This window comes from Brevibacillus fortis (assembly GCF_046196545.1).
Taxonomy (GTDB): Bacteria; Bacillota; Bacilli; order Brevibacillales; family Brevibacillaceae; genus Brevibacillus; species Brevibacillus fortis_A.
In genome coordinates this window covers 6,081,627-6,095,054 of sequence record NZ_CP176370.1, presented here as the reverse complement: position 1 = coordinate 6,095,054, position 13,428 = coordinate 6,081,627, and the positions used below count along the sequence as shown (strand labels likewise).

12 protein-coding genes are annotated in these 13,428 nt (G+C 50.0%); all 12 read left to right on the top strand.

Going from position 1 to position 13,428, the window contains the following annotated elements:
- Positions 1-5 precede the first annotated feature (5 nt).
- The 12 genes from ACKKE8_RS29585 to ACKKE8_RS29530 all read left to right on the top strand — a co-directional run bounded on the left by ACKKE8_RS29585 (position 6) and on the right by ACKKE8_RS29530 (position 13,386).
- Positions 6-419, top strand: a complete 414-nt coding sequence (locus ACKKE8_RS29585; protein ID WP_409176131.1) for a DUF1934 domain-containing protein — start codon at positions 6-8, stop codon at positions 417-419.
- A 74-nt stretch (positions 420-493) separates the two neighbouring features.
- Positions 494-886: a hypothetical protein gene (locus tag ACKKE8_RS29580; RefSeq protein WP_409176130.1), complete on the top strand. Its 393-nt coding sequence runs from the start codon at positions 494-496 to the stop codon at positions 884-886.
- A gap of 77 nt (positions 887-963) precedes the next feature.
- Positions 964-2,382 carry a sigma-54 interaction domain-containing protein gene (locus ACKKE8_RS29575; RefSeq protein ID WP_409176129.1) on the top strand — a complete coding sequence of 473 codons (1,419 nt, stop codon included), beginning with the start codon at positions 964-966 and terminating at the stop codon, positions 2,380-2,382.
- A 164-nt stretch (positions 2,383-2,546) separates the two neighbouring features.
- Positions 2,547-3,911, top strand: coding sequence for a lysine 2,3-aminomutase (gene ablA, locus ACKKE8_RS29570; RefSeq protein ID WP_409176128.1), 1,365 nt, complete (start codon positions 2,547-2,549; stop codon positions 3,909-3,911).
- Between the two features lie 267 nt (positions 3,912-4,178).
- Entirely contained in the window at positions 4,179-6,254 is a 2,076-nt protein-coding gene (locus ACKKE8_RS29565) for a heterodisulfide reductase-related iron-sulfur binding cluster (RefSeq protein WP_409176127.1), read from the top strand.
- Positions 6,255-6,368: 114 nt separating this feature from the next.
- Positions 6,369-6,908 carry a sigma-70 family RNA polymerase sigma factor gene (locus ACKKE8_RS29560; protein WP_409176126.1) on the top strand — a complete coding sequence of 180 codons (540 nt, stop codon included), beginning with the start codon at positions 6,369-6,371 and terminating at the stop codon, positions 6,906-6,908.
- Positions 6,905-8,017 (top strand): hypothetical protein, encoded by a 1,113-nt coding sequence (locus ACKKE8_RS29555; protein ID WP_409176125.1) that lies wholly within the window; start codon positions 6,905-6,907, stop codon positions 8,015-8,017. The genes ACKKE8_RS29560 and ACKKE8_RS29555 overlap by 4 nt, the downstream gene beginning before the upstream one ends.
- 166 nt (positions 8,018-8,183) lie before the next feature.
- Positions 8,184-9,362, top strand: a complete 1,179-nt coding sequence (locus ACKKE8_RS29550) for an acetyl-CoA C-acetyltransferase (protein ID WP_409176124.1) — start codon at positions 8,184-8,186, stop codon at positions 9,360-9,362.
- 15 nt (positions 9,363-9,377) lie between these two features.
- Positions 9,378-10,229 (top strand): 3-hydroxybutyryl-CoA dehydrogenase, encoded by an 852-nt coding sequence (locus tag ACKKE8_RS29545; RefSeq protein WP_409176123.1) that lies wholly within the window; start codon positions 9,378-9,380, stop codon positions 10,227-10,229.
- Between the two features lie 31 nt (positions 10,230-10,260).
- Complete coding sequence (locus ACKKE8_RS29540; RefSeq protein WP_409176122.1) at positions 10,261-11,403, top strand: acyl-CoA dehydrogenase; 1,143 nt, start codon at positions 10,261-10,263, stop codon at positions 11,401-11,403.
- 36 nt (positions 11,404-11,439) lie between these two features.
- On the top strand, positions 11,440-12,582 hold the full coding sequence (locus ACKKE8_RS29535; protein ID WP_409176121.1) for an acyl-CoA dehydrogenase: 1,143 nt from the start codon (positions 11,440-11,442) through the stop codon (positions 12,580-12,582).
- Positions 12,583-12,753: 171 nt separating this feature from the next.
- Entirely contained in the window at positions 12,754-13,386 is a 633-nt protein-coding gene (locus ACKKE8_RS29530; RefSeq protein WP_106654799.1) for a TetR/AcrR family transcriptional regulator, read from the top strand.
- The last annotated feature ends 42 nt before the right edge of the window (positions 13,387-13,428 follow it).

The following is a 13,428-nucleotide window of genomic DNA, read 5'->3' as shown; positions in this document are numbered from 1 at the left end:
GCAGCATGCAAGACATACAAGTGAAATTGACGGCACGGCATCGTGTCGAAGGCAACTGGGAAGAAACGACCCACAGCTATGAAGGCAAGCGCGTACAAAAAGCATCCGCGTGGTACTTGACCTACAAAGAGCAGATGGAAGGCGTAGGCGAAGTAAGCACGACAATGAAGCTGACAGATACGTCCATTACGCTGGTTCGTCAGGGCGGGGTTTCAACCAGACAGCAATTCGAAAAAGGAGCCAGCACCCATTCTACCTATCAAAGTCCCTATGGTCCGTTTGCAATGGAGACGCATACGAACAAACTGCGTATCCGCTACGAAGATGAGGTTCCTGTACAGGTAGAAATCGCGTACCAGCTATGGATGAATGAGCAGTACGCTGGTGAGCATGAGCTGAAAATAGAGCTAGGAAAATAAGCCGCCCTTTGCAAGGGCGGTTTTTTGCACGTACAATAGGATTACTTGCGGCTGAAGTGAAAGGGGGATACAGCATGTTTGTACTCACAAATGGACTAATAGCCGGTCTGGGTCTTGCTGCTTTTTTGGCGCTCGGAGATGGTTTGTTTGATACCAATACCTTTCCCGTTTTAATTGATGTCAGCTATGTACCGGGTATGGAAAACCTGCCCTCTATTGTAGAACTATTGATTCATCTGCTGATTAGTGTGATCATCGCCTTTTTTCTCATGCACTTTTACCCGCGGGAACGAAAAGCCCGATCGGTACGATACTTGCTGTACTGGATGCTCGGTTTTTCTGTCGCGTTTTTCCCATTTAGCCTGTTGAGTCAATCCGTGATGAGTTTGACAGCGTTTTTCATCTGGGTATTGGGACATTTACTGTATACCGCAATGCTTGCCATTCAGGTAGCGCGTAATCGATAACATTGTAAAAGTGCCGAATATTCGGCGAAGTGATGGTTTTTTGGCAGTATGGATGGAAGGAAGGAGTGAAGGCCAGGATGCCGTTGTCAGATACGGTAGAAATGTTGCAGGCGATCTTGGGTGCTATCGATGAAGGAATTCACGTTGTGGACGCAAATGGCATTACGATTTTCTACAATCACGTCGCAGCCAAGCTCGATGGACTGACCTCAGAAGAGGTGTTGGGGAAGCCATTGTTGGAGGTTTTTCCTTCGCTTGATCGGCAGTCGAGTACCCTGCTTCGTGTCATCGATAGTGGCGAATCAATTTACAACCAGACACAGACATATAAGAACTGGAAGGGAATGCGTGTGGAGACAATCAACACGACACTTCCGGTGAGAGTAGGCAAGCGGTTAGTCGGGGCAGTCGAGGTGGCGAAGGATATTGGCAAGCTAAAAGAACTGTCGGAGCGCTTGGTTGATCTTCAGGCCAAGATTAGCAAGCCGAAACGGACAAAACGCTCGGTGGACGAAACGACTTTCCATTTCGAAGACATTTTGACGATGAGTGAAAAAATGAAACGCCTCAAAGAACGCGCTCGAAAGGCTGCGCGAACAACTTCTCCCGTGTTGATATACGGCGAAACCGGGACGGGTAAAGAACTGTTTGTCCAATCTATTCACCACGCGTCTGTCCGCAGCAGTAAGCCATTCATCGCGCAAAACTGTGCCGCGCTGCCGGCCGCGCTGCTCGAAAGCTTGCTGTTTGGCACGACAAAAGGAAGCTTCACAGGAGCCGATGATCGGCCAGGGTTATTCGAGCTGGCGGACGGCGGAACTCTATTTCTGGATGAACTGAACAGCATGCCGCTCGATTTGCAGGCAAAGCTGCTGCGAGTCCTCCAGGACGGTCAGATCAGACGGATCGGCGGGAGCCAATCGACCAAAGTGGATGTACGGGTAATCGCCGCAGTCAACGAAGCACCTCTGTCACTCGTGGAGCGAAGAATCATGCGAACCGACCTGTACTACCGGATCAATGTCGTCTCTTTTGAACTGCCGCCATTGCGCGAGCGCAGAGAAGATGTGGATATGCTGATCGATCATTTCTTGCAAAAGTTTAACCGGGTCTTCGATATGAATGTGCGTGGAATCAGCAGTGAAGTGGCTAGTTTGTTTGCCGCATATGATTGGCCGGGGAACGTACGTGAACTGGAACATGTCATAGAAGCAGCCATGAATATGGTGGAGTCGGACATCATTTTGTTGGATCATCTGCCTGCTCATTTGCTCGAACGCTCGCAGTCTGAGGGAAAAGAAGTGCCTATTTCGGCACAACTCCTGTCAAAGGAAGGCTGTACGCTGCCCGAGATTTTGCGTGAGGTAGAGGAAAAAGTGATCAAAGATGCGATGCAGCAAACGGACGGCAATGTCCTTCGTGCTGCCAAGCTCCTGGGTATCCCAAGACAGACGCTGCAATACAAGCTCTCGCAGCGGATGATCCCTCCCTGTTGATTGCCGAAAATTCGGCAGACTCGTGAAGGTTCAAAAGGGAAGGAAGCGCCCACGGAACGCTCTATTCCTTATTTTCTAAATCTTTTGATTTGTTGGCATGGCACTTGCATCTCTTGTTGGTTGAGTGAAACGAAGAGGTTCACCATAAGACGAGAGGAGACGGGATGCACATGACAGTAGCGACAAAACGCGATTGGCGTTCAATAGAACTTTGGAAGGATGTCACGGACGAGCAATGGAATGACTGGATGTGGCAGCTTACGCACACCATCAAGACGGTCGATGATTTGAAACAGGTAATCAACCTGACACCGGAAGAGGAAGAGGGCGTACGCATTTCTACGCAAACCATTCCACTCAACATCACACCGTACTATGCTCATCTGATGGATCCAGACGATCCAAGCGATCCGGTTCGCATGCAGTCTGTACCTTTGTCCTCTGAGATGGTTCGTACCAAATACGACATGGAAGACCCACTTCATGAGGATACCGATTCTCCTGTACCTGGTCTGACGCATCGTTATCCAGATCGCGTGCTTTTCCTGGTAACGAACCAATGCTCCATGTATTGCCGTTACTGTACGCGCCGTCGCTTTTCCGGCCAGATCGGCATGGGGGTGCCAAAGAAACAGCTGGATGCCTGTATCGATTACATCCGCAGCAGACCAGAAGTCCGCGATGTACTGCTCTCCGGTGGAGACGGTCTGTTGATCAATGACCGTGTACTGGAGTATATCATCAGCAGCCTGCGCGACATCCCGCATGTTGAAATTATTCGGATCGGTACGCGTGCACCTGTTGTATTCCCGCAGCGCATTACCGAAAACCTGTGCAATATCCTGAAAAAATACCATCCAGTTTGGCTCAATACACACTTTAACCATCCAAAAGAAATTACACCGGAAGCGAAGCTAGCTTGCGAAATGCTCGCCAACGCTGGTGTTCCGCTCGGCAACCAGGCAGTTATTTTGGCCGGTATCAACGATTGTGCGAATACGATGAAAAAGCTGGTGCAGGACCTGGTGAAAATCCGCGTTCGCCCGTACTACATCTATCAATGCGACCTGTCAGAGGGGATCGGACACTTCCGCGCGCCAGTTAGCAAAGGTATCGAAATCATTGAGCACCTGCGCGGCCATACTTCCGGCTATGCAGTGCCGACCTTTGTAGTAGACGCTCCACATGGTGGAGGCAAAATTCCTGTCAGCCCGAACTACATCATTTCGCAAGCATCCGATAAAGTCGTCCTGCGTAATTTTGAAGGCGTTATCACGTCCTATCCAGAGCCGAAGCAATACCACGAGCATGACGAAGAAAACTGCGAGTACTGCATTGCTGCAAAAGGCAAAGCGGTTGGTATCGCAGCACTCATGCAAGACGAGGTAGACAATCTGGAGCCGACTGATCTGCCGCGCAACAAGCGCATCAAAGCAACCAAGGTCAAATCACTCGCAGATGTACGGACGGAGCAAAAGGCCAAGAAAGAACAGACCACAGCGGAGACGAAGGAAGCCTCAGGAAAATAAGCATGATCAACAGCTACCCGTATGAAGGTAGCTGTCTTTTTTTTCGTAAGAATATTTCCAACTCTTCGAAGAGGATGGATGATTCGCAACTTGTGTGTTAAGATCGAGTTGTACCCATTATGAGCGGTCGCTCAGTATCGTTTCATTTTTCGAAAAAAATAAACAAACTGACTGAATACTCATTCATTTATTTCCATGATTCTGATAAGATAGAAAAAACGATTTCCACGTCCAAAGACAAACTCGCAATAGAGGGGAGTAGAAAACATGCTGGCACTCATTAATTTGATCGCCTTTTTCCTGGTTCTCGCTTACGGGCTTTATTTAGCAGGGCATGTCGTGTACAGCAGATACTTGTTTATCAAGCTGGGGAAAAAGCCGGATGTGAAAAATGACTTTGGGGCACGCATCAATCTGATGCTGGACAACGTCATTTTCCACAAGAAGCTGCTGAAGGACAAAAAGAGCGGCGTGATGCACGTCGTAATGTTTTACGGCTTTATCACCCTGCAATTCGGAGCGATCGAGCTGGTTATCAAAGGGCTTTCGAAAGGCTACGAGCTTCCTTTTGGTAGCGCTCACAAATACTTCTCCGTCATGCAGGAGATCACCACGTTTCTCATTTTGGCTGCGGTCGGCTACGCTTTTTACCGCCGCTATATCGAAAAGCTCAAGCGTCTGAAGCGCGGCTTCAAATCAGGGATCGTCCTCTTGCTGATTTCCTCCCTGATGGCGACTGTGTTGCTCTCGCTCGCTTTTGAACAAATTTGGCTCGGACATGAGCCATCGGCGTTCGCTCCAATCTCATCTGTTTTCGCGATCGTCTTCTCTGCGATTGGGGTAGGGACAACGGGTGCAGCGGTAGGCTTTTACGTTTTCTGGTGGCTCCATCTAATCATCTTGCTCGGCTTCGCGGTGTATGTGCCGCAGTCCAAGCACGCGCATTTGCTGTTTGCGCCTGTCAACGTGTGGTTCAAGAAGCTGGACCCGCCAGGCAAGCTGACCAGCATTAACTTCGAGGACGAGACGCAGGAAGAATTCGGTGTCGGCAAAATCGAGGATTTTACACAAACGCAGCTCATCGACCTGTACGCTTGTGTGGAGTGCGGTCGCTGCACGAATATGTGCCCGGCCTCTGGAACGGGAAAAATGCTCTCCCCGATGGATCTGATTACGAAAATGCGCGACCATTTGACCGAAAAAGGTGCTTCGGTAACATCGCGTACGCCATGGATGCCGAGCTTCGCTTTTTCGCAGACGACTGCCAACCAGATTGCGTTCCATGCATCTGAAGTAGCGGCGACAGCGGAAGGAGCAACTGCGGTCTATGAGAAAAGCTTGATCGGCGATGTCATTACCGAGCAGGAGCTATGGGCTTGTACGACCTGTCGCAACTGTGAAGACCAATGCCCGGTGATGAACGAGCACGTAGATAAAATCATCGACATGCGCCGCTACCTGGTCATGACAGAAGGCAGCATGCCAGCAGAAGCGCAGCGCGCCTTGAACAATATCGAGCGTCAGGGTAACCCGTGGGGAATTAACCGCAAAGACCGGACGAAATGGATTGAAGGTCTGAACGGTGAGTACGAGGTGCCAACTGTGAAGCAGGTCGAGGAATTCGAGTACTTGTTTTGGGTAGGCTCGATGGGATCGTTTGACTTGCGCAGTCAAAAAATTTCACAGGCATTTGTGAAGCTCATGCACGAAGCAGGCGTGAAGTTCGCTATTTTGGGCAACGAGGAAAAGAACTCTGGCGATACAGCTCGCCGCATTGGTAACGAGTTCTTGTTCCAGCAGCTCGCCCAAGAAAATATCGCCTTGTTTGAAGCGTATGAAGTCAAAAAAATCGTCACCTGCGATCCGCATGCGTTCAATACGTTTAAGAACGAGTATCCGGAGTTTGGGTTGAATGCAGAGGTGTACCACCACTCTGAGCTGTTGGCGGAGTGGGTGAAGGAAGGCAAGTTGAAGCCAACCAAGGAAGTCAAGGAGCGCATCACCTACCACGATTCCTGCTACCTGGGCCGCTACAACGAAATTTACGACAAGCCACGCGTAATTCTCGAAGCCATCCCTGGCGTAGAGGTGGTTGAGATGAAGCGCAGCGGCTGCGACAGTATGTGCTGCGGAGCGGGCGGCGGCTTGATGTGGATGGAGGAACATGAGGGCTCTCGTGTCAACGTCACACGTACGGAGCAAGCTCTGGAGGTCAACCCAACGGAAATCGCCAGTGCATGCCCGTATTGCCTGACGATGATGAACGACGGAATCAAGACCAAAGAGCAGGAAGATCACGTTAAAACACGCGACGTCGCGGAAATTCTCGCAGACGCTATCTAGGTTCATACCATGCGCAAGCCTCGGAGCTGATCAAGCGACGAGGCTTGCGCATTATTTTTTTGCAAAAAACTGTAAGATAGAGGAGCCAGCTGAATCTAAAGGAGTGGGAAGGGAGTGAGGAAGCTGGAGCTTACAGAGAGAAGCTTAACCAAAACAAAAGAAGCATTATTTGATGAATTGATCCGGCACTATTTGAAAAAGGTGTTGCGACTCGTGTATTTGATGGTCAAGGACCGCAGTCTGGCAGAGGATATCACACAAGAAGTGTTCTTGTTAGCTTACAAAAATTTGGCGAAATTCCGCCAAGAGAGCTCGATGCAAACATGGGTGTACCGAATCGCCGTCAACGAAACGAAAAAACACCTGCGCTCGTGGTCGTTCCGTCACCTGTTTTTCAAACCGGAAGTGGACATAGAGGTAGTCGAAGGAGCAGAGTCGGCCGTTTTGCAAAATGACCTTCGCGCCCGTTTTGCCCATCTCGTCATGAAGCTGCCGCATAGCTATCGTCAATTGATTGTCCTTCACTACTACGAGGAGTTGTCCGTAGAGGAGATCGCGGTCATTTTGGACACATCCGCAGGAGCGATTTATACGAAAATGCACCGCGCACGCCAGAAGCTCAAAGCGCTCCTGGAAAAGGAGGGGATCGAATGAACCTGGATAAATTGCTGGCGGAATTCAAGGAAACGGCTGACCGGACGCTACTAGGCGGAATCGAAGATACAACTGGCTTGGAGGAGCGGATTCGCATGAATGTGGAGAAGAAAAGCAAGAGAAGGTTTCGGTTCACCTACTCCGTAAGCGCTGCGCTTGTTGCCATTGTGCTTGTCATCGGGTTCACTCCTTATTGGCTGCAAAAGGAAAACGCGAGTACAAACACCATCAAGGGAACGACAGCTCAACCAAGTCCGAATCAAATCCTCGATCCAAAGGCGACTGCTCTTGATTTTGACGATGAGGAGATTATGAGAACGGTAGATGAGATCGTCGGTTTCTTGCGTGTTGGACTGACACAAGACCAAATGAAAGAGGCTATATCCGTCCCTTACACAGCCATGGACGATTATGGTGGAGGCGGGGATGATGGCGCAGAAGAGTACTGGGGCTATTCTATTTTCGCAAAAGAAGGATATCAGCGAAAAGACTGGGCGATGTTCGAGGGAGAAGGTCTGTTAAAAAGAGAGGTGGGCTTGGAGCTATTAGTGGGATGGAAGGATAAAAAGCTATATTGGTATTCCTTGAGCTATGTCCAAGGCAAAGACGTTTATCTTTTCAAATTGAACAGCAACGGAACTGTCCAAGAAGATATCGTGGATGTTAATCAAGATGGTACCGAGACACCTGCTCCTCCGTCTATATTCGATTTAAAGCCGGGGGAAGAAGATCGTTACTACAATTACATGTATGAAAAAAAGGATGAGCTATTGCGTGGGCTGTCTCCGATTGACATCGTGAAGCTTTATGTAAGAGCAGTGCAAGATGGGCAGCTCGAAATGCAGTACGCCTTGCGTATCGTGGATGAAGGCGTGATGAAGCCGACATTGGAGCAATATTTGGAAGAAGTGAAGAAAAATCCGGCTAGAGAACGAAGTATCTGGAGAGGCAGTAAAAAAATGATTGAGATGGGGAGCAAAATTTGGGTTGAATATAATGACGACGAAACCATTGTCTGGACTGAGTACAAGAATAAAAGCCACGAGACAACGGGATATATCATGCGGCAAGACGACCAGGGTATCTGGAAAATAAGATGGAGACCGTAGCAGTAGCAACAACAGCCTGGCTCTCCCAAAAGTCAGGCTGTCTTTTTTTCATTATTGATTGACTATTCGTACGGAAGACGGCAAAATAAAAGTATGCAAAATGAACGAACGCTCGATCAATTTAGTTTTTGTTGATGTGAAACATCATCCGAATGGAGGTCATTCGATGAAAACGGTCATTGTAGGGGCAGCACGTACCCCGTTTGGTAAGTTTGGCGGAGCTTTGAAAGCGCTGTCGGCAGTGGAACTCGGCTCCATTGTAATCAAGGAAGCAGTAGAACGCGCTGGCATTTCCGGCGAACAGGTGGACGAAGTGATCATGGGTATGGTCTTGCAGGCAGGTGCGGGTCAGGTGCCCTCACGCCAGGCGGCTCGCAAGGCTGGTTTGCCGTGGAATGTAGCGAGTGAGACGATCAACAAAGTATGTGCGTCCGGAATGCGTGCAGTGACGATGGGGGACCAGATCATTCGCGCAGGGGACGGAGAAATCATCGTCGCGGGCGGCATGGAGAGCATGAGCAACACACCGTATGCATTGCCGGATGCACGTTTCGGAATGCGGATGGGGGACTCGACCGTTCGCGATCTCATGATGTACGACGGCCTCACTTGCCCGTTTCATCAAGTGGCGATGGCTGTTCACGGCAGCAATGTGGCGGAAGAGAACGGGATTACGCGAGAAGAGCAGGATGCGTGGGCGCTGCGCAGCCAGCAGAGAGCCGCACAAGCGATGGAAAAAGGACTTTTTGCCGACGAGCTTGTCTCGGTTTCCATTCCGCAAAGAAAAGGGGAGCCGCTGCAAGTAACCGTCGATGAAGGACCACGTCCGGATACCACCGAGGAAGGATTAGCGAAGCTGCCACCCGTGTACAAAAAGGACGGAACAATCACGGCAGGCAATGCACCGGGAATCAACGACGGAGCGGCAGCAATGGTGCTGATGTCAGACGCGAAAGCACAACAGCTGGGCATCAAGCCGCTTGCGACGATACTGGGACATGCCGCGGTTGGCGCAGATGCTCCTTATATCGCGACAACTCCGGGGCTTGCGATCAATAAGCTCTTGGAAAAGACAGGTGTCTCGCTTTCGGAGATCGATCTATTTGAGGTAAACGAAGCATTTGCCGCAGTGATTTTGACCAGTGGCAAAATCGTTGGCTGGGACGCAGAGAAAGTGAATGTAAACGGGGGAGCGATTGCGTTCGGACACCCGATTGGCGCGAGTGGGGCTCGGATCATTATGCACCTTGCGTATGAATTGAAAAGACGAGGTGGCGGCTTAGGGATCGCGGCAATTTGCAGCGGTGCCGCACAGGGTGACGCGATCTTGATTAAAGTAGAGTAAGGGAGGCCTTTTTACATGAACGTACAAACGATTATGGTCATCGGGGCAGGACAGATGGGCAGCGGGATTGCCCAAGTTGCGGCGCAGGCTGGCTTTCGCGTTTTTCTGAACGACGTCCAGCAAGCATTTGTGGAGCGCGGTCTTGCCACGATTACGAAAAACTTGTCGCGAAACGTGGAAAAAGGCAAGCTCAGCGAAGCGGAAAAAGAAGCGATTCTCGGTCGTTTGACGCTGTCTACTGATCTGGCAGATGCGTCTGAAGCAGATTTTGTGGTAGAAGCCGTGACGGAAAACATGACGGTGAAAACACAAATCTTTTCCAAGCTGGACGAGGTATGTCCGCCGCATACGGTGCTTGCGAGCAATACATCCTCCCTGCCGATTACCGAGATCGCGGCAGTTACGAAGCGCCCGGAAAAAGTAATCGGCATGCATTTCATGAACCCTGTCCCCGTGATGAAGCTGGTTGAGATCATCCGCGGACTGCAAACATCCGATGAGGTTTATCAGCTGACAGAAGATTTGTCCAAACAAATGAGCAAGGTGCCCGTGAGTGTAAACGATTTTCCTGGGTTTGTGTCCAATCGGGTACTGATGCCCATGCTGAATGAAGCGATTTATTGTGTGTACGAAGGAGTTGCAACACCGGAAGCGATCGATGAAGTGATGAAGCTGGGCATGAACCATCCGATGGGACCGCTTCAACTGGCTGATTTCATCGGGCTGGACACCTGCCTCTACATTATGGAGGTACTGCACGAAGGGTTCGGTGATTCGAAATACCGCCCATGCCCGTTGCTGCGCAAGTACGTCAAAGCAGGATGGCTAGGCAAAAAATCCGGTCGTGGTTTCTACGTATACAGCTAAGATAGACTTTTCGCAGAAAGGTAGGACGGACATGGATTTCCGATTGAACGAAGAGCAAGAGATGATGCGCCGCATGGTGCGAGACTTTGCCCAGAAAGAGATCGCACCTTTCGTTCCAGTGATGGAAGAGACGGACCAGTTCCCGCGCCAGATCCTGAAAAAGATGGGCGAGATGGGGCTCATGGGCATTCCGATCGCCGAAGAGTGGGGGGGAGCAGGGGCGGACTTTATTTCCTACATTTTGGCCATTCACGAGATTTCGAAGGTGAGTGCGACAGTAGGCGTCATTTTGTCCGTGCATACCTCCGTCGGGACGAACCCGATTCTCTACTTCGGTACTGAGGAGCAAAAACGCAAATACGTGACCAAGCTTGCGAGTGGGGAATACCTCGGGGCTTTTGCCTTGACTGAGCCACATGCAGGTTCTGATGCGAGCAGTATCCGAACCACAGCCGTGAAAAAAGACGATGAATACATCTTAAACGGAAATAAGGTGTTCATCACAAACGGTGGGGAGGCAGATACGTATATCGCATTTGCCGTAACCGACTCCACAAAAGGAACTAAGGGAATATCGGCCTTTATCGTAGACAAGGATACGCCGGGCTTCGCGGTTGGGAAAAAGGAAAAGAAGATGGGACTGCACGGTTCCTACACGACAGAGCTCGTATTCGACAATGCGCGTGTACCGGCTGCCAACCTGCTGGGGCAGGAAGGGGAAGGCTTCTGTATCGCGATGGCGAATCTGGATTCTGGTCGAATCGGGATTGCTGCACAAGCCCTTGGTATTGCCGAGGCCGCAGTCCAGTACGCGACAGAGTACGCGCGGGAACGCAAGCAGTTCGGACAACCGATTGGCAAGCAGCAAGCCATCGCCTTCAAGCTGGCTGACATGGCGACGAAAGCAGAAGTTGCCCGATTGCTAGTATACCGAGCGGCGTGGCTGCGCAGTCAAGGTATTTCTTGTGGGATGGAAGCCTCGATGGCAAAGCGTTTTGCCACAGACTCCGCGATGGAGCTCGCCACAGAAGCCGTGCAAATCTTTGGTGGCTATGGCTACACCAGAGAATATCCGGTAGAGCGCTTGTTCCGGGATGCCAAGGTAACGCAAATCTACGAGGGCACCAACGAAATTCAACGAATCGTTATCGCCAAGCATTTGCTTGCTGATTAAATAGACAGATGAAAAAGACATGGGGGAGTGATCCATATGAATTTCCAACTGACGGAAGAACATGACATGATGCGCAAAATGATCCGCGACTTTGCAGAGAATCAAGTAGCCCCGACAGCAGCTGAGCGCGACGAAGAAGAGTGCTTTGATCGTTCCATTTTTGAGCAAATGGCTGAGCTTGGATTGACAGGCATTCCTTGGCCGGAACAATACGGCGGAGCAGGTGCAGATTACCTGAGCTACGTCATTGCAGTGGAAGAACTCTCCCGTGTGGATGCCTCCATCGGTGTGACACTGTCCGCACATGTTTCCTTGGCAAGCTGGCCGATTTACAAATTCGGGACAGAGGAGCAAAAGCAAAAGTTTTTGCGTCCATTGGCAGAAGGTAAGAAGATGGGTGCGTACTGTTTGACCGAGGCGGGATCTGGCTCCGATTCTGCTGGAATGCGCACGACAGCCGTACGCGATGGTGATCACTACATTTTAAATGGAAACAAAATTTTCATTACCAACGCAGGCGAAGCCGAAATCTATATCGTATTCGCGGTCACCCAACCAGAGCTGAAGCATAAAGGCATCACGGCTTTTATCGTTGAAAAAGGCACGGATGGCTTCACGATGGGGAAAAAGGAGAAAAAGCTGGGTATCCGTTCCTCGCCAACACTTGCGGTCAATTTTGAAGATGTGCGCGTGCCGGTAGAAAATAGGCTGGGTGAAGAAGGCCAAGGCTTCAAGATCGCGATGATGACATTGGACGGTGGAAGAAACGGTATCGCCGCTCAAGCATTGGGCATTGCACAAGGTGCATACGAGCATGCGCGGAACTATGCCAAAGAACGCAATCAGTTCGGCAAACCAATCGCTTCCTTGCAGGCAATCCAGTTCAAGTTGGCAGACATGGCAACCAAGATCGAGGCATCCCGTTTGCTCACTTACCAAGCAGCGTGGTTGGAGGATCAAGGCCTACCATATGGCAAAGCATCTGCGATGTCTAAAGTATTTGCAGGAGATACCGCAATGGAAGTGACAACCGAGGCTGTTCAAGTTTTCGGTGGTTATGGCTATACACGGGAGTATCCTGTGGAGCGCTTTATGCGTGATGCCAAAATTACACAAATCTATGAAGGAACAAATGAAATCCAACGTGTCGTGATCAGCAATTTCCTGCTAAAAGAGTAGGAAGCTGTCCAGTCTTCCAACACGATTGAAAACATAGAAAAGAAAAGTTTGGCTTTGTGCTCTTACTCGCGTATAATGATCAGCGAATGATACAAAAGTAGAGTGTTTGCGCCTTCTTTTCTATGAGGCGTCTGACCAAACGCTCAGTCGGTTGGAAAGGTGGATTTTGGAGTGTCTGACAAGAGAAAAACGATACCGTCCCTGGTAAAGGACCCAAAACTGATCGAGAGAAGACGAGAGCAGATTATTGAGGCTGCCGTTCATCTCTTCATTAATAAAGGTTTTCATAAAACGACGACAAGGGAGATTGCCCGGGCGTCTGGATTTAGTATTGGTACGTTGTACGAGTATATCGAGTCAAAAGAAGACGTGCTCTATCTTGTTTGTGATGCCATTCATGCGGAGATGGAGACGCGCTTGCGTGAAGCGATCAACTTCAACGGAACTGGCTTGAAAACATTAAAGATAGCACTAAAGAGCCTGATCCGCGTAATGGATCAGATGAGCGACCGCGTTTTGCTTATTTATCAAGAAGCCAAATCATTGCCAAAAGAAACACTCCGCTACGTGTTGGGGCGTGAAGAAGCCATTTCGCATATATTCGTCGAAATCCTGGAAAAAGGGATTGCCGATGGTTCGCTGCGCATTGACGAAAAGAACGTCAAGCTGATGGCGGACAATATCATGGTGCTGGGCGAAATGTGGGTGTTCCGCCGTTGGGCATTGAAAAAACACTATACCATTGAGGAGTACACAGAGAAGCAAATTGCGCTTCTGCTTCGCGATATCAGTGTCTCCGATTAAGAGGAAAGTTTAAAAAGTCTGGGAAACATGGAGTGCCAAGCA